The sequence below is a fragment of the Methanonatronarchaeum thermophilum genome, from assembly GCF_002153915.1.
Taxonomy (GTDB): domain Archaea; phylum Halobacteriota; class Methanonatronarchaeia; order Methanonatronarchaeales; family Methanonatronarchaeaceae; genus Methanonatronarchaeum; species Methanonatronarchaeum thermophilum.
The window spans coordinates 494,914-512,562 of record NZ_MRZU01000003.1; the positions used below are offsets into that span (position 1 = coordinate 494,914).

General features: G+C 37.0%; 11 protein-coding genes and 1 pseudogene. 8 read left to right on the forward strand and 4 right to left on the reverse strand.

What is annotated here, in order from left to right; genetic code table 11:
* Nucleotides 1-109: 109 nt before the first annotated feature.
* Nucleotides 110-1,342 carry a tRNA (N(6)-L-threonylcarbamoyladenosine(37)-C(2))-methylthiotransferase gene (locus tag AMET1_RS03750; protein ID WP_086637138.1) on the reverse strand — a complete coding sequence of 411 codons (1,233 nt, stop codon included), beginning with the start codon at nucleotides 1,340-1,342 and terminating at the stop codon, nucleotides 110-112.
* 141 nt (nucleotides 1,343-1,483) lie between these two features.
* The gene (locus AMET1_RS03755; protein ID WP_161490747.1) at nucleotides 1,484-2,524 is read right to left on the reverse strand and encodes a phosphatidylglycerophosphatase A; all 1,041 of its coding nucleotides are present in this window, start codon (nucleotides 2,522-2,524) and stop codon (nucleotides 1,484-1,486) included.
* A gap of 479 nt (nucleotides 2,525-3,003) precedes the next feature.
* On the opposite strand from AMET1_RS03755, the gene AMET1_RS07885 reads away from it, so the two are divergent.
* Nucleotides 3,004-3,144, forward strand: coding sequence for a hypothetical protein (locus AMET1_RS07885; protein WP_161490748.1), 141 nt, complete (start codon nucleotides 3,004-3,006; stop codon nucleotides 3,142-3,144).
* An 827-nt stretch (nucleotides 3,145-3,971) separates the two neighbouring features.
* Here the strand turns inward: AMET1_RS07885 and AMET1_RS03760 are convergent.
* Nucleotides 3,972-4,910, reverse strand: a pseudogene (locus AMET1_RS03760) (transcription initiation factor IIB); the annotation flags it as partial.
* A gap of 456 nt (nucleotides 4,911-5,366) precedes the next feature.
* Here AMET1_RS03760 and npdG point away from each other — a divergent pair.
* The 5 genes from npdG to AMET1_RS03785 all read left to right on the forward strand — a co-directional run bounded on the left by npdG (nucleotide 5,367) and on the right by AMET1_RS03785 (nucleotide 12,215).
* A complete protein-coding gene (gene npdG, locus AMET1_RS03765) occupies nucleotides 5,367-6,023 on the forward strand; it encodes an NADPH-dependent F420 reductase (protein WP_086637141.1) in 657 nt (218 codons plus the stop codon).
* Nucleotides 6,024-6,286: 263 nt separating this feature from the next.
* On the forward strand, nucleotides 6,287-7,363 hold the full coding sequence (carA, locus tag AMET1_RS03770) for a glutamine-hydrolyzing carbamoyl-phosphate synthase small subunit (RefSeq protein WP_086637142.1): 1,077 nt from the start codon (nucleotides 6,287-6,289) through the stop codon (nucleotides 7,361-7,363).
* A gap of 1 nt (nucleotide 7,364) precedes the next feature.
* Nucleotides 7,365-10,592, forward strand: coding sequence for a carbamoyl-phosphate synthase large subunit (carB, locus tag AMET1_RS03775; RefSeq protein WP_086637143.1), 3,228 nt, complete (start codon nucleotides 7,365-7,367; stop codon nucleotides 10,590-10,592).
* Between the two features lies 1 nt (nucleotide 10,593).
* The gene (locus AMET1_RS03780; RefSeq protein WP_086637144.1) at nucleotides 10,594-11,784 is read left to right on the forward strand and encodes an argininosuccinate synthase; all 1,191 of its coding nucleotides are present in this window, start codon (nucleotides 10,594-10,596) and stop codon (nucleotides 11,782-11,784) included.
* A gap of 50 nt (nucleotides 11,785-11,834) precedes the next feature.
* Nucleotides 11,835-12,215: a 30S ribosomal protein S8e gene (locus tag AMET1_RS03785; protein ID WP_086637145.1), complete on the forward strand. Its 381-nt coding sequence runs from the start codon at nucleotides 11,835-11,837 to the stop codon at nucleotides 12,213-12,215.
* Nucleotides 12,216-12,447: 232 nt separating this feature from the next.
* Here the strand turns inward: AMET1_RS03785 and AMET1_RS03790 are convergent, their stop codons facing one another.
* Nucleotides 12,448-13,122 carry a TIGR00266 family protein gene (locus AMET1_RS03790; RefSeq protein ID WP_086637146.1) on the reverse strand — a complete coding sequence of 225 codons (675 nt, stop codon included), beginning with the start codon at nucleotides 13,120-13,122 and terminating at the stop codon, nucleotides 12,448-12,450.
* A 649-nt stretch (nucleotides 13,123-13,771) separates the two neighbouring features.
* On the opposite strand from AMET1_RS03790, the gene ileS reads away from it, so the two are divergent.
* Both ileS and AMET1_RS03800 read left to right on the forward strand, forming a co-directional pair.
* Nucleotides 13,772-16,927, forward strand: a complete 3,156-nt coding sequence (ileS, locus tag AMET1_RS03795; protein ID WP_086637147.1) for an isoleucine--tRNA ligase — start codon at nucleotides 13,772-13,774, stop codon at nucleotides 16,925-16,927.
* Nucleotides 16,928-16,999: 72 nt separating this feature from the next.
* Nucleotides 17,000-17,647: a 6-hydroxymethylpterin diphosphokinase MptE-like protein gene (locus tag AMET1_RS03800; protein WP_201721267.1), complete on the forward strand. Its 648-nt coding sequence runs from the start codon at nucleotides 17,000-17,002 to the stop codon at nucleotides 17,645-17,647.
* Nucleotides 17,648-17,649 lie beyond the last annotated feature (2 nt).

Genomic DNA, 17,649 nt, shown 5'->3' on the forward strand with positions numbered 1-17,649 from the left:
TAAAAAGTATTTTCAAATAAAAACAAAGTAAAAAAATAAACCCAACAGATTGACAATAAAATATAAATATAGGGAAAACGGGTATTTAAAAAAAATAGAATTATGAAATTTAATTTACTTTATTTCCAGTTAGGTATGCAAATGTATATCCATCTATCTTGATTTTATATTCACCACCTATTTTAACCGGGTTTTTAACGACAACTGGATTATAATCTCTGTCTCTACCTATATAAGTGTCTTTTTTACCTTCTTTAGTGACTAAAACAGTTCTTTTATCCCCTAATAATTTTTCTTTGTTTTTTTTGCCGTATTTTTTACGTAGTTGTGTCATTTTTTTGGATCTTTTCTTTTTTTCTGAAGATTCTATCTCTTCAAGTACATATGCATCGGTTTTTGGTCTAGGAGAATATCTAGTTATGTTGATTATGTCAGGTTCTATTTTTTTTATTATTTCAACTGTCTTTTGAAAGTCTTCCTTGGTTTCCCCCGGGAAACCAGTTATTATGTCTGTGGAGAATGACCCACCAACCTTTTGTTTATAACTATCCACAAGGTTCAGGAAATAATCTGGTGAGTATGGTCTATTCATTTTTTTCAATATTTTTGGTGAACCTGATTGTAGTGGTAGGTGAAGAAAGTTGTATACTTTGTCATGGCGGTACATATCGATTATTTCTTTTTCAATTCCTTTTGTATTGAAAGGATTCATCATCCCAACTCTTATTTTGAAATCCCCCTCTATATCTATTATTTTTTCCACGAGTTCTGGTAGGTTTTTATCGATATCCAATCCATATGCAGCAGTATCTTGAGCCGTTAACTGAATTTCCCTAACCCCTTCACCAACCAGAGACCTTACTCGATTCAATATTTCTTGTATAGAACTGCTTTCTAAACTTCCTCTAGCTTTTTTTGTTATACAGTAAGAACAACTGCCCTTGCAACCATCAGCAATCTGAATTCTACCAATAACCCCATCAACCTCCATCGGTGCAACCCATTTTTCAAAACAAACACCACCATCTAAATGTTCCAAGATATCTCCAACCCTTTCTGGAGGAAGAAGGTTTATCTGACTGTCTATATCTTTGATTAAACCTGGTTGAGCAGACGCAAGACACCCAGCAACAATAATATTTTTATCTTTCAATTCCTCTATACGTCTCAACATTCTTTTTTCGGTTTTATCAATCACCGTACAGGTATTTACAACTACATAATCAGCTTTATCAGGAGACTCAACTAACCGATATCCCGACGCCCTTACTATACCTTTCATAACATCTGTATCGGCTCGATTAGTAGTACAACCATAAGTTTCAAAATAAATCGAATTCATTCTATCCAAATATATTACATTTAAAATTTATTTATGACATCCTTCCCAAAAAAGAGAAGAAATCAACCCTGAATTAAAAAAGACAAAAATTAAATCCAATAACATCTCAACTAATTTCCTTTACTTTCATTTTATTTTATTTTATTTTTGTTCATAAACTCGGGTCATGCATCCAGCTATTAATCCTCCGATTACGTCATCTAAAAATATGTCGTTGTTGTCTAGTTTTTTTAATATTCCTGGTTTTTCTTTGTCATATCGAACGAAGTTGAATAGGGCATTTCTACCTCCAATGTATTGGGCTATTTCCATGCCTATTAGTTCGTCTGCTACGATGTATGCTTGGTCTTTTTTGTTTTGTATTTTTGCTCGTCTTCCGAGATACATTCCTGATTCTATTAGTGATTTGATGTTTTCATCTTTACATTTTTGTTTTAATAAATTTTGAAAGGCTTTTTTTTCGGTTTCTGAATACTGTCCGCCTTCATATAGACTGAATGCTGCTTCTGTCATATCTTCGATTTTTATTTCTTTTTCTTTTAGTTTATGTAGTATAGGGCGGTTGACTGAGTATCCTTCTTGTTTTTCTAATGCCTCAATAACTCCTTTTTCTACCAAGCTATATACTGTTTTACCTAAAGGGGTTGCGACACCTGAATATTTGACTATATCGCCTTTTTTTGAATTTTTAGCTACCGCGATAGCATCGGTGGGAGTTCCGGTAATTAGATCTCCATCGTGTGTTATCTCTAGGTATCTTAGTGCATTTGACTTTGCTTCAGTTATTACTATGAATAGGTTTGCCATTGCTGTTTGGCTTAAATTGATATCTGTAACGAGAATTATGTTTATAGTGTTGGTATCCTTCTCTAGACTGCTGCCAATGCCTGCTGTAATCCAGATATGGACTGTACCAATGTCGATATCTGCAGATCCTTGGTAAAATTTAGATACATCTGCACCTGTCATGAAACCAACAATACTGTCTAGATTTGTTTCATTTAAATCAAGGATTTCTGTGAAACTATCGGAAATCGGTTTATCGTTACTGCATTGACTACCATCTACATTTATATTAACTATTTTATTGCATTCACAAAATCCACCGTTAAGTGGAGCAGAACTTAAAACTTTGAAACTACCCGTGATTTCAAGATAATTTTTATATGAATTGAATTTCATTAAAATCAAATCCTCTGAAACCCTCTGAACCAAAACCATTAATTTTATATTTTAGAATTGTTTCGTTTGAAACAATCTAACCCCTCCCCTCACACCTAATTACTTCTCTTAGATAAAGATATTTTACTTCAAAAAAGTTTTCTGGAAAAAACTTATTCCTTATCAAAAAAGAAAGGTATAAATTCTAAACCACAAATAATCAATATGTGGATGCTTTATTGGTGTGAAGCATTTATTCAAGATCTGGTTACCATTTAAAAATTTACTCATCATTTCATACACCTTGGAAACCAGGTCTTTTAAAATTGAATAAGAGTTTCTATGCCATATTTAGAGTTTTATGGTTTTTTGTAGTTATGGTTTGATATATTTTAGGTATTTTGATGTTTTTACATTTTTGTTTCTGTAGGTTTTTTATTTGTTCCTTGGTTTTTCGATGTTTTTTTGTCGTTTGAGGTTTATTTCAATTTGGTGTTTGGATGGAAGATGATATGGATGATATTAAAGATGTTGAGGAGTTGGAGAAAGAGCTTCAGAATCTAAAGTCAACTGCTGTTTGGGTTGTAATTGCTTTAATTGCTGGTCTTTTCGGCTTGATTGCATTTGCATTCACATTCTAAGTTTATAGTTTGTTAGTTTATAGATTTCGTTGTTTTTTTATATCATCTTTTTTAAGGTGTGTTTAAGTTTGTTTTTTTGGTGTTATTTTTTGATCTTAATTTAAGGTTTAAAAACTATTCGTTTATAGATTGGATGCAGCTTGATAGATAGAGAAATCACTTATTGAAATCTTCCCCAACCTAAAGGAAGAGGTTTTACATCTTTTCATCCAATAAAAAAGGACTATGCGATAGTTAGTAGCCTATATCCTCTATCTAAGAATCCATACAACGAGACGTTACAAGAGATGGATCAGTATTTTTTCAATAAAGGTGGATATCTAAACTACTACAACGCATCGGAGAGATTAAAAAACGAAAGTTGGAAGTACAAAACTAACCTTATAAGGTAGGGCAGAATACTATGAAAAATTAACAAATACTTTCGATCTTATTTCAAGCTGTTGGAGAAAATTAGAGAAGGTAAATCATGACTCTAACAAGATACCTTAACCGAACTATCGTGGTAAGAATGGATTCTATTTACTTTACTTCTCTAAACAAATGTTCCAAATTAAAGATAACCGTTTAAGGATTGGGATTGCTAAAAAGTTTAGAGAAGAATTTGAATTTAAAAAGAAGGAGATTCCGGTGCATTTCACATGCCATAAATTGATGGAGCTTTAATTTGATGTTGGTTTGAACGGTGTTTTTAATATATAGGAAGGCCTGTGCCTGAAATCAACATGGGAGTGGAGAGTGGTGTTTTGGCAATGTTACAGAGAATTAAAATGTATCGAGACACTGAAATTTTACGGAACACCCTGGTCTTTAAGTTGGGAAGGATGTCACAGAGGTAGGTCTATGTTTAGTTCTTTTGCGAGTTCTTTGTATCTGTTTCTTATTGTTACTTCTGTTACTGAGGCTATTTCTGCGACTTCTCTTTGGGTTCTTTTTTCTCCGCATTTTAATGCGGATATGTATATTGCTGATGCTGCCACGCCTGTTGGGCCTCTACCGCTTACTAGTCCTTTTTCTATTGCTTCGTTTATTACTTCGTGTGCTACTTTTTCTACTGATTCTGATAGTTCGAGTTCGCTGCAGAATCTTGGTATGTAATCTTTTGGTGAGATTGGTAGTAGTTTGAATCCTAGTTCGCGGGATATGAATCTGAATGTTCGGCCTATTTCTTTTCTTGATACTCTTGCTACTTCGGCTATTTCGTCTAGTGTTCTTGGTACGTCTCTTTGGCGGCATGATGCGTATATTACTGATGCTGCGACGCCTTCTATGCTTCTTCCTCTTATGAGGTTTTCTTTTATTGCTTGTCTATATAAGACTGCTGAATCTTCTCTTACGCTTTGAGGTAGTTTTAGTTGTGAACACATTCTGTCTAGTTCGCTTAATGCGAAGGCTAGATTTCTTTCCATTGCGTTGCTTACTCGGACTCGTTTTTGCCATTTGCGCATTCGGTATAGTTTTGCTCTTTTACTTGATGATATGCTGCCGCCTTGGAAATCTCGGTTTCTCCAGTCTATCATTGTGGATAGACCTTTGTCGTGTATTGTGAATGTCATGGGTGCTCCCACTCGGCTTTTATTTTCTCTTTCTGAGCTGTCAAATGCTCTCCATTCTGGTCCGGTATCTATAAATTCGTCGTTTACTACTAAACCACATTTTTCACATATAAGTTCGGCTCTCTCATGGTCTACTGAGAGTTTGTTAGAACCGCATTCAATGCATTTGGTATCTTCTTCATACTCTCCAATAGATTCTCTTTTTATAATAGAGGGAGACCCCTCATCCCCCTTAGAGTTAGGTTGGTCATGGGAGTCTGTCAATATAAATCCTCCTTTAAAAAAACAGTTTCATTAAAATTCAGAGCAAGATAATAGCCCTTCACGATGTTTAGTAGTACTCTATGTTTAATAAAACTTCTTATAGTTTTGAAAAGAATTAAATTGATTTTTGTTGGTTTTTATTGGTTTTTATTGGTTTATTGTTGTTTTTTGGTGTTTTTTGGTGTTTTTTGGTGTTTTTTTTTGGTTTATTGGTTTTTGTTGTTGTTTTTTAGGTTTATTGTGTGGTAGGTTAGTTTAGAGTTTTTTTAGTTACTTTGTTTTGTAAAGTTTGATTGGTTTTGAAAAATAGGTTGTTTTTTTGTTGTCTAGAGTTTTTTTTGTTGTCTAGATTTATTGTTTTGGAGAGATGAATAGTATGTAAAAAATTTTTTTAGTGATTTTATGAAGATTGGTTTTGTAGGTGGAACTGGACATATTGGTAAAGGACTTGCACTCAGGTGGGGGAAAGGCAGTAACCATGAGATATTTATTGGGTCTCGTAATGAAAGTCGAGGTAGGGAAGCTGCTGAGGAGTACAGCCGGCTTCTTGATGAAGCTGGGTATGAGCATGAGATTAGTGGTGGTGATAATAGGTTTGCTGTTGAAAACAGTGATGTGGTTTTGGTTTGTATTCCATATAAATCGGTTTTTGAGACTATGGAGTCGCTTAGCAGTGTGTTTGATGATCAGGTCTTGATTTCTCCAGTTGTCCCTATGTTTAAGTCGGAAGGCCAGTTTGGTTGTGATGATTGTTGCGCTGCATTAGATATTGATAATGCGACTCCAGAAGGAGTTAGGGTTGTATCTGCTTTTCACACGGTTCCGGCTAAGCCTTTGTATGAGTTTGATAACCCGCTTGAATGTGATGTAATTGTTTGTGGGGAAAACGATGCAAAAATGGTTGTTTTTGATTTAATTGATGATATAGATGGTATGAGAGGGTTGGATGGTGGTGATTTATCTGTATCTAGATTGACTGAAGCTGTTACACCACTTCTTTTGAACGTGTCTATCAATAACGATATAAGCCATCCGATGATTAAGTTCATTTCACCCTGATTTTTTCTTGAATTACTAGGGGTGTTTCGAGAGATAGGAGGTGGTGGTTTCAGCCTTTCTTTTTTATTTTGGTTTTTTGGTTTTAGTTAGGGAGGTATTTATGTTTTTTTGGGTCTTTGGGTTTTGGTTGGTTTCTGGTTTTTTTGGTTTTTCTGTTTCTTGGTTTTTCGGTGTTTTTTTGTATTTGTTTACCAAAGGATTTTAAGGGTCTAGATACAAGTTCATAGGAAAAATTTTTAGTATTGCTAATTGGGGCAATCAGTATGAAAGATGCATTTCTTGCCTTGGAAGATGGCACGGTTTTTAGGGGCGAGGCTTTAGGTTCTGAGGGACTCGCTCGGGGTGAACTTGTTTTCAACACTTCTTTTACTGGGTATGAGGAGGCTATGACCGGCCCTTCATATAAAGGACAGCTATTGATGTTCACTTATCCATTGGTTGGTAATTATGGTTTGAGTTACGAATCGATTCAGTCTGATGAAGTGGGTGCTGAAGCTGTTGTAGTCAAAGAAGCTTGTGAAAAGCCTTCTCACAGAGATTCAAAGGCTAGTTTGGATGAGTTCCTCAAGGATATGGATACCCCTGGAATAGAGGGAATAGACACTAGGATGTTGACGATTAAAACTCGAGAGAGAGGGGTTCTTAAAGCCGCTGTCGCTGTTGGGGATTATAGCGTTGAAGAGGTTGTTGAGTATGCTAAAGGAGCTCCAGACATACAGGACCTAGATCTTGTAAGCCAGGTAACTTGTGAAGAAAGTTATCGAGTCAAGGGGGATGGTTCTAGAATCGCTGTTTTAGATTGTGGTGTCAGGAAAAGTATTTTAGATAGATTGAGCGAACATGGTTTTGATTTGAAGGTTTTTCCAGCTGATAGTTCTAGTGAAACTATTCGGGAGTACAATCCAGAAGCACTGTTTGTTTCAAATGGACCTGGCAATCCAAAGATGGCTAAAAACCCAATAAATCTGGTTAAAGAGTTTGTTGGAGAGATACCGGTTTTTGGTATTTGTTTTGGAACTCAAATCATCTCGCTTGCAGTTGGAGCAGATACATATAAAATGAGTTTTGGACATCGAGGCGGTAACCATCCAGTCAAAGACCATGAAACAGGTACAGTTCACATTACGTCTCAGAACCACGGTTTTGCAATAGATAAGGAAAGTCTCAATGGAACCGGCTTAGAAGTTACACAGACAAACGCTAACGACGGTACAGTAGAAGCGGTTGAATCTAAAAAACAAGAGATATACGGTGTTCAATATCATCCAGAAGCATATCCAGGTCCAAGAGACACAAAGGACCTGTTCTTAAATAAAATTTATAAAATTATTGAGGGTTAAAATGCCGAAGCGATCAGATATTAATAAGGTCTTAATGATTGGGAGTGGCCCTATACAGATTGGACAGGCGGCTGAATTCGATTACTCGGGCTCACAAGCATGTAGAGCTCTTCGTGAAGAAGGGATAGAGGTAGTTCTTGTAAACTCGAATCCAGCCACCATAATGACAGATCCGGAGATGGCTGACTCAGTCTACATAGAGCCATTAACAGTTGAATCTGTTAAAGAGATAATTGAAAAAGAAAAACCAGATGGAGTTGCAGCAGGTCTTGGAGGACAAACCGGATTAAACTTAACAGCCGAGCTCTCAGAAGCCGGTGTTCTCGATGAATACAACGTAGAGGTTTTAGGAACACCTATAGAAACTATCTACGACAGTGAAGATAGAGAGCGTTTCAGAAAGATGATGAATGAAATAGGAGAGCCTGTCGCAGAAAGCCAAGCTGTCGAATCAATAGAAGAAGCTAAAGAAGCTGCAAAAAAACTCGGACTACCCATCGTCGTCAGACCAGCATACACACTAGGAGGAACTGGTGGAGGTATTGCTAAAAACGAAAAACAACTTGAAGATATTGTTGAACGTGGATTAAAACTATCAAGAATCGACCAGGTTTTAATTGAAGAAAGCGTTCTTGGCTGGAAAGAGATGGAATACGAGGTTATGAGAGATGCAAACGACACCTGCTTAACAGTAGTTAACATGGAGAACTTCGATCCAATGGGTGTGCACACAGGTGAATCCATGGTCGTTGCTCCAAGCCAAACACTATCAGACGAAGACCACCAAAAAATGAGGACAGCGGCAATAAAAATAATAAGATCCCTCGGTATCGAAGGAGGATGCAACATCCAGTTCGCATTCAACTCCGAAACAGGTGACTACAAAATAGTTGAAGTAAACCCCAGAGTCTCCAGGTCTTCAGCCCTAGCATCCAAAGCAACCGGATATCCAATAGCAAGAGTATCAGCTAAAATCGCCATAGGCATGACATTAGATGAAATACCAAACGACGTAACAAAATCAACACCAGCCGCATTCGAACCAACAGTTGACTACACAGTAGTTAAAATCCCTAGATGGCCATTCGATAAATTCAGAGATATCGATAGAACACTGTCAACACAGATGAAAGCAACTGGAGAAGTAATGGCAATAGGCAGAACACTTGAAGAAAGCATCCAAAAAGCAGTTAGATCACTCGACATCGGAGAAGACGGATTAAAACCGAACAAAAGACGTGTATTCAAAGAGGAAGACGAAATAACTGAATACCTTGAAACACCAACCGACTTAAGATTGTTCGCCATCTACGACGCTCTCAAAAACGGATTCACAGTTGAAAAAATCAATGAAATAACTGGAATCGACCCATTCGTATTAAACAAAATCAAAAATATACAGGATTTTGAAAAAACAATTGAAGAAGATTGGAAATCCTGCATACAACAAGCCAAAAAACTCGGTTTCACCGACAGACAGATAGCAGATATAGCAGAAGTAGATGAAAAAATAGTACGTGAACATAGAAACAAAGAGACAACCCCTACATACAAAATGGTCGACACATGTGCAGCCGAATTCAAAGCTGAAACTCCCTACTACTACTCAACATACGAAGAAGAAAATGAATCCAAAGGAGAAAGCGACAAAGAAAAAGTATTAATACTAGGTGCCGGTCCAATCAGAATCGGACAAGGAATCGAGTTCGACTACTGCTGTGTACACGCAATCTCCGCACTTAAAGAAGAAGGCATCGAGACAATGATAATGAACAACAACCCAGAGACCGTTTCAACCGACTACGACACAAGCGACAACCTATTTTTCGACCCATTAACACTTGAAGACGTAATGAACGTTGTTGAAACCGAAAAACCAGATGGAGTCATGGTTCAATTCGGTGGCCAAACATCCGTAAACCTAGCCGTAGAACTAAAAAACGAATTAGAAGAAAGAGGATTGGACACCAAAATATACGGTACAGACCCTGAAAAAATGGATATGGCCGAAGATAGAGACCGGTTCAACAGATTACTTAAAAACATGGATATACGACAACCTGAAAGTGGAATAGCTTCATCAAGAGAAGAAGCTTTAGAGGTTGCAGAAAAAATCGGATATCCATTGCTTGTAAGACCATCATACGTATTAGGCGGTAGAGCAATGGAGATAGTTCACGACAACGCAGAACTAGAAGAGTATATCGAAGAAGCGGTTAAAGTAAGTCCAGACCACCCCATACTTATCGACCAGTTTATCGAAGACGGAATAGAGATAGACGTCGACGCAGTCTCAGATGGAGAAGAAGTCCTCATAGGCGGAGTAATGGAACACATCGAGCAAGCCGGAGTACACTCAGGAGATTCAGCATGTGTTTTACCACCACAATCCATATCACAAGAAACAATAGATGAAATAAAGAAATACGTACGAGAAATAACAAAAGAACTGGAGGTTATAGGTCTAATCAACATACAGATGGCTGTCAAAGACGGCAAAGTCTACCTACTCGAAGCAAACCCCCGATCAAGTAGAACAATACCATATGTAAGCAAAGCAACCGGCATCCCACTAGCAAAAATCGCAGCAAAAACAATGGTGGGTAAAACCATCAAAGAACTCGGATACGACGAAGTTGAAGACATAAAACACGTAGCAGTAAAAGAAGTAGTAATGCCTTTCGATAAACTACCTGGAGTAGACGCAGTACTAGGACCTGAAATGAAATCAACAGGTGAAGTAATGGGAATCGACTATGAATTCGGAAAAGCCTTCTACAAAGCCGAAATAGCAGCAGAAAACGAAATACCAACAGAAGGAACCGTATTCATGTCAATAAAAGACGAAGACAAAGAACCAATGGTTCCAATAGCAAAAAAATTCGAAGAATACGGATTAAAACTCGTAGCCACAAAAGGAACAGCCAAATACCTACGTAAAAAAGGAATAAAAATAGACACAATACAGAAAGTAAGCGAAGGCTCACCAAACATAGTAGACTGGATCCGTAAAGGAAAAGTCGACCTAATAATAAACACACCAACCTCCGGAAAACAACCTAAAAACGATGGATACAAAATAAGAAGAGCAGCCGTAGACCTAAAAACACCATACATAACAAACATACAAGCAGCTAAAGCAGCTGCAGACGCAATCGAAGCCATAAACAAAGGCGAAATAATAACAAAATCAATAAACAACTACCAAAAAGGAATAGGAGAAAACTAAGATGAAAAAAGTAATACTCGCATACTCAGGAGGACTAGACACATCAGTCTGCGTACCCCTACTAGAAGAAAAATATGGGTACGATGAAGTAATCACAGCAACGGTTGACGTAGGACAACCAAAAGAAGGATTAAAAGAAGCAAAAGAAAGAGCCGAACAAATGGACGTAAAACACTACGAAATAGACGCAGTCCAAGAATTCGTAGAAAACTACCTACACCCATTAATACAAGCAAATGGAAGCTACGAAGGCTACTACCTAGGACACGCAATAGCCAGACCACTAATAGCTAAAAAAGTATGCGAAATAGCCAAAAAAGAAAACGCAGACGCATTAGCCCACGGATGCACAGGCAAAGGAAACGACCAATTCAGATTCGAAACAACATACAGAATACACTCACAACCAAACACCAAAATAATAGCTCCAGTCAGAGAACTAAACATGACAAGAGACGAAGAAAAAAAATACGCCAAAAAAAGAGGATTAAACGTAGACTTCGAAGAAAAAAAATGGAGCATAGACGAAAACATATGGAGCCGAAGCATAGAAGGCGGAAAACTAGAAAACCCCAACTACATACCACCAGAAGAAATATTCCAATGGACAAAAAACCCAGAAAAAGCCCCAGACAAACCAGAAATACTAGAAATAACATTCAAAAACGGAACACCAACAAAAATAAACGGCGAAAAACACAACCCCGTAACACTAATACAAAAACTAAACAAAAAAGTCGGAAAACACGGAGTCGGCAGAGTAGACATGATAGAAGACCGAATACTAGGCCTAAAAGCAAGAGAAAACTACGAACACCCCGCAGCAACAGCACTAATAACAGCCCACAAAGACCTCGAAAAACTAGTACTAACACGAAAACAACTAAAATTCAAAAAAACAGTAGACCAAGAATGGGCCGAACTAGCATACAACGGACTACTATACGAACCACTATACAACTCACTACAAGCCTTCATCAAAAACACACAAAAACAAATGAATGGAACAGTTAAATTAAAGTTATACAAAGGCTCAATACAAGTAGTCGCAAGAGAATCCAAAAACGCCTTATACTCAAAAGAACTCGTATCATTCGATGACAAAACAATAGACCAAAAAGACGCAGAAGGAGCCCTCAAATACCACGGATACCAATCCAGACTCACAAAAACAAGACAAAATAAAAAATAAAAAAACAAAATAAAATAAAATAAAATAAAAGATACAAAAGAGGAAACAAAATGGCATTATATCACCATAAATCAAAAAGAAGACAATCCGGTGGAAGAAGAAGACCAAAAAGAAAAAAACGAAAATACGAACTCGGTTCAGAACCAATGCCCACCCAAGTAGGCGAAGAAAAAACCAAAAAAATACGAACAATGGGTGGAGACAACAAAACCAGACTACTAAAAACCAACAAAGCAAACGTAACAAACCCAGAAACAGGAGAAACAAACCAAACCGAAATCGAAGAAGTAACAGAAAACCAAGCAAACCCACACTACGTAAGAAGAGACATAATAACAAAAGGCGCAATAATACAAACAAAACAAGGAAAAGCAAAAGTAACAAACAGACCAGGACAAGACGGAGTAGTAAACGCCAAAATAATCAACTAAAAAAACAAAAAATCCATCCCAAACCGGGATGGATAAAAAAACAACAACACAACTACTCTCGCACTATCCCAGTAATCAATAGCAACTCTTTTTTAGAACCCTAACCCTAATCAGTAAATCTATCTTAAACCTCTATATAGATAGATTGATTTAGATTTTTTTATATCAAGGTTGTCAGGGTGTTTAGTGTTTAACACCCTTTAACCTATTACTTGTTTGATTAAACAGTTATTTAACCAGAATCTTGGTATTTAGACATTTCTGCTGTTAAATTCTGGATAGGCATTGTCTGTAGCCATATCTTTCCAGGTCCAACAAGGGTGGTTAAAAACATTCCTTCACCACCAAACAACATGTTTCGAGCCCCTTTAACTCGATCAATACTCATGTCAACTGTTTCTTCGAACATACCAACTGACCCAGTTTCAACTTTAATTTTCTCGCCAGGACCAAGCTCCACTATGTGGCATTCTCCATCAATCTCTACAAACGCATCACCTTCTCCTGATAGTTTTTGGAGAACAAACCCCTCGCCTCCGAAAAAACCAGTCCCAACTTTTTTCTGAAACGCCACATCATAATCTACAGTTTCTTCAGCACATAAAAAAGATCGTTTCTGGCACAAAACACTTTTCTCAGAAACATCTACCTCCAATATCTTACCGGGATATGTATGGCCAAAAGAAACTTTAGCTCCATCCTCTAAGCCTTCAAAGAAATTTAAAAAGGTTCCACCACCAGAAATTCTTCTCTTCAAAGCCTTAGTGATACCCCCCATCGATTTAGTTTCCATATTCACATTTGAATCCATCCACTTCATATTTCCAGTTTCAGAATAAACAGTCTCACCCTTATCTAACGTTAGCTCTACAAAAGGCATTACAGTACCCTTAATCTCATATTTCATATCGATTAAACACCATGAAAAAAAACTACCCTATAACATAAAAAACTTAGCTATAAAAAAACTCTAAAATACCTTTACCAAAAAACTGTTACACAAAAAGTAGATAATATTAGAAAAGTTGTAAACAAAAATAAACGTTATATTAAGTCGAAGAATGGATCAAAGAAATTAGTAGTTAAAAATAGTGTAATCAACGTAATCTCTTGGTAAGTTTGTTAGGTAGTGATGTTGGTTTTCTGTTTTTAGAAAAAAGAAGATATAGATTCCATTTCATTTAATATACAACTTCAAAATAAAAATATCATTTTTCAACAATACAATACAGTTTGAATTGCTTTGAATATTGAAGAATGGAAAAGAATTAGGTAGATTAAGCAGCTACTAAAAAACACCAAACTGGATATAGTTTTTTGTTTCTTTTTTAGTGGTAAATATAATATTTCTTGAGTTCCTATTTCTGGTGAAGTGTTATGTTATGGCCTGTGTTTTTTAAGGCCTTCGATTTAATTTATATGGGTTGACAGTTATTCAACCATGTATTTGGCTAGCAGTGTATTGATGAGTTCAGTTTGATTAAGTTCAGTTTGTTGTATTGTTTGGTGTGTTTGAGTGTTGTGATTTATTGTTTTGATGTTTTTGGAGTGTAAGTATGATCGATAAAGTAGATTTGGATTACGATCCTGAAGTGATTGAAGGGAGAGTCAGGGAGTTTTGGGAAGCGAATGATGTGTATGAGCGGTCGAGGAAGAGGGATCTTGATGTTGAGGAGAGATTTTATTTTGTTGATGGACCGCCGTACACTACGGGTAGGATTCATTTAGGAACTACTTGGAACAAGATTATTAAGGATGCGGTTTTGCGGTATACTACTCTTAAGGGGATTCCTGTTATGGATAGGGCTGGTTGGGATATGCATGGCCTGCCGATTGAAGTTAAGGTTGAGAAGGAGTTTGATTTTGAGAGTAAGCAGGATATTGAGGATTTCGGTATAGATAATTTTGTGGATGAATGTAAGAACTATGCTTTGCAGTATAAGGAGAGTATGACGGAGCAGTTTAAGGAGTTGGGGGCTTGGCTTGATTGGGATGACCCCTATATGACGATTAACAATAATTATATTGAGTCTGCTTGGTGGACTCTTAAACGTGCAGATGAACGTGGTTTGCTTGAGAAGGGTAAGAGGATTGTTAATTGGTGTCCTAGATGTGAAACTGCTTTAGCTGATAGTGAAGTTGAGTATGATGAGGTATTAGATCCTTCGATATTTGTTAAGTTTCCGGTTAAAGGTGAGGAAAACAGGTTTATCGTTATTTGGACTACAACTCCATGGACGATTCCGTCAAATCTTGCGGTGGCTGTAAATCCAGATTATGAGTATTCTGTAGTTAAAGCATATAGAGACGGTGATTCGGAAGAGCTGATTGTTTCGTCAGAACTTGTCGAAAATGTTTTAAAAGAAGGTAGGTATGAGGATTATGAGGTTTTAGAGACTTTTGAAGGTAGTGAACTAGAGGGGTTAAAGTATGAGTTCCCACTAGCAAGTCAGGTTCCTGAACAAAAAGAACTTGAATCTGATTTAGTTCACACGGTTTTTGCAGAAGAGTTTGTTACAGTTGAGAAAACCGGGTTGGTTCATTCAGCACCAAGCCATGGACATGAAGATTTTGATATGGGTCAAAAGAGGGGGCTGCCTTTATTCAGTATTGTAAACGCTGAAGGACGTTATACAGATAAAGGCGGTAAGTACAGTGGAAAGTACGTTAAAGATGCAAACTCAGTGATAATAGACGATTTAAATGAAAATGGTTTACTACTTTCAAGCGACGAAATCACACATAGATATGGACATTGCTGGAGATGCGATACTTCAATTATATATCTAGCAACGACACAGTGGTTCCTTAATGTTTCTCAACTGAAAGATAAAATGGTTAGTGAAGTAGATAGGGTGGATTGGACACCAGAGTGGGCCGGCTCTTCCAGATTTAAAGATTGGGTGTCAAACGCCAAGGATTGGTGTATATCTCGTCAGCGATATTGGGGAATACCACTGCCTGTCTGGGAATGTAGTTGTGGTGCTAGAGAGACAATTGGAACGATAGAAGAATTAAAAGAAAAATCAATAAATTGTCCGGAAAGTGGTTTAGAACTGCATCGACCTCATGTGGATAAAATAAAGTTAGAGTGTAATGATTGTGGCCTTAAAATGCAGAGGGTTGAGGACGTTATAGACGTTTGGTTCGACTCTGGAGTAGCGAGTTGGGCTAACCTAAAATTCCCTCAAGAAGAAGACGCTTTTGAAGAATGGTGGCCTGCAGACTTCATTGTAGAGGGTCACGACCAAACTAGAGGTTGGTTCTATTCACAGTTAGGAGCAGGTGTCCTAGCTTTCGACAGAGCACCATATGAATCGGTTTTAATGCATGGCTTTGTATTAGATGAAAACGGAAAGAAAATGAGTAAGAGTGTCGGAAACGTAGTACAGCCCGAAGAAATAATAGAGAAATATGGAACCGATACATTAAGACTCTACCTACTTAGCGAATGTGCACCATGGGAAGACCTGAAATTCAATTGGGACGAATGTCAGAACGTGAAGAGAACACTAAATGTTTTCTGGAACGTCTATAAATTCGCTTCAACATACATGGCACTCGATGAATTCGAACCAAAGAAAGACCTTAAAAAAGAAGACTTAAAAATCGAAGACAGATGGATACTCAGTAAACTCAACAACCTAATGAAAAATGTAAAAACAGCAATGGAAAACCGTCAGATACATAAAGGCGCTAGATACATTAAATCATTCATCCTGGAAGACCTATCCCGTTGGTACGTCCGGTTGATTCGAGACCGAACCTGGGTCGAAGCAGAAGACAAGGACAAATACACAGCCTACGAAACACTTCACGAAGTAATGCATAAAACACTCATAGTGATGTCACCATACACCCCATTCATAACGGAAAACATATACCAAAACCTAGTTAAAAACCTAAGTTTTGGAAAAGAATCTGTGCACCTCGAAACATACCCAACCCAAAACAAAGAGTTCATAGACAACGAGCTGGAACAACAGATGGAGATTGCTCGAGAAATAATAGAATCAGCATCACATGCCAGACAACTCATAGAACTAAACCTAAGATGGCCAGTTAACAAAATAACAATAGAGCCAAACAACAACGAAATCGTCGAAGCAATAGAAGCCATGGATGAAATAATAAAAGACCAAGTAAACACTAAAAAAATTGAAACACTAACCCCTAACAGTGAGTTCCCAGAACTACAGACAGTTTTACAGCCAGATATGGGAGTAATAGGCCCTAAATTCAAAGGAAAAGCAGAAAAAGTAATGAACATTATCAAAGAAAAAAACATAAAGCCTGAAGAACTCCCAAAAACAATAGAAGTTGACGGCGAAGAGATAGAGATAACAAAGAACATGGTGAACCAAGAAACAAAAGTACCAGAAAGATACTCCAAATCCAGTTTCACAAACGGAGAAATATACGTAGATGGAGAACTAACCGAAAAACTAAAACAAGAAGGATACGCTAAAGAAACGATACGAAGAATACAAGAAATGCGAAAAGAACTAGACCTACACGTAGAAGAATATATAGAAGTTCAAATAGACATACCCAACAACGAACTAGAAACATCAATAACTGAATGGAGAGACCACATATCCCACGAAACAAGAGCCAAAAAACTAGAGATAGACACAGCCAATGGAAAACTCACCAAACAATGGGAGATAAATGGAAAACCACTAAAAATCGCAGTAACACCAACAAAATAAAAACCCATAAAAAACCTAAAAATATTTTTTCCCTATTTTTTTGTTTTATTGATCTACATGGAATGAATTAAAATGGATTACAGCGAATGGCTACCAATCTATAGAGAGATCGCCGAAGATCTAGATATATCGATGGCTGAAGATAGAGCGTCAGCAAGAAAACTAGAAAAAAAACTAACGAAAAAACCAAACCTAAAAAAACTAGAGAAAACTGTCAAAGAAAAAACAATAGTACTCGGAGACGCACCAACACTACAAAAAGAAATAAAAAAAATAAAACATGAAACAGATATTAAAACAGTTATAGCAGCAGACAACGCAACAAAAACAGCTTTAGAACACAATATAACTCCAGACATCGTTACAACAGATTTAGACGGAGACATAAACTCAATTCTAGAGGCTGACAAAAAAGGAGCTATAACAATAGTGCACGCCCATGGAGACAACCAACAACTTATAGAAAAATGGACACCACAAATAAAAAACATAATCGGTTCAACACAAAACCAACCCACAGATAAACTAATAAACTACGGCGGCTTCACAGATGGAGACCGAGCAATATATATAGCACATGAATTTGGAGCAAGAGAGATACACCTAATAGGTTTCGACTATGAAAAAGCAGAAAAAAATAAAAAAAAGAAACTAAAATGGGCTGAAAAACTGATAAACAACCTAAAAACAAAAGGCGTTAAAATCACCTCACAAAAATAACA

Bases quoted from the DNA above. Each gene is read 5' to 3' on its own strand.
- AMET1_RS03750 (WP_086637138.1), bottom strand. From the start codon at position 1,342: ATGAATTCGATTTATTTTGAAACTTATGGTTGTACTACTAATCGAGCC.
- AMET1_RS03755 (WP_161490747.1), bottom strand. From the start codon at position 2,524: ATGAAATTCAATTCATATAAAAATTATCTTGAAATCACGGGTAGTTTC.
- AMET1_RS07885 (WP_161490748.1), top strand. From the start codon at position 3,004: ATGGAAGATGATATGGATGATATTAAAGATGTTGAGGAGTTGGAGAAA.
- npdG (WP_086637141.1), top strand. From the start codon at position 5,367: ATGAAGATTGGTTTTGTAGGTGGAACTGGACATATTGGTAAAGGACTT.
- carA (WP_086637142.1), top strand. From the start codon at position 6,287: ATGAAAGATGCATTTCTTGCCTTGGAAGATGGCACGGTTTTTAGGGGC.
- carB (WP_086637143.1), top strand. From the start codon at position 7,365: ATGCCGAAGCGATCAGATATTAATAAGGTCTTAATGATTGGGAGTGGC.
- AMET1_RS03780 (WP_086637144.1), top strand. From the start codon at position 10,594: ATGAAAAAAGTAATACTCGCATACTCAGGAGGACTAGACACATCAGTC.
- AMET1_RS03785 (WP_086637145.1), top strand. From the start codon at position 11,835: ATGGCATTATATCACCATAAATCAAAAAGAAGACAATCCGGTGGAAGA.
- AMET1_RS03790 (WP_086637146.1), bottom strand. From the start codon at position 13,122: ATGAAATATGAGATTAAGGGTACTGTAATGCCTTTTGTAGAGCTAACG.
- ileS (WP_086637147.1), top strand. From the start codon at position 13,772: ATGATCGATAAAGTAGATTTGGATTACGATCCTGAAGTGATTGAAGGG.
- AMET1_RS03800 (WP_201721267.1), top strand. From the start codon at position 17,000: ATGGATTACAGCGAATGGCTACCAATCTATAGAGAGATCGCCGAAGAT.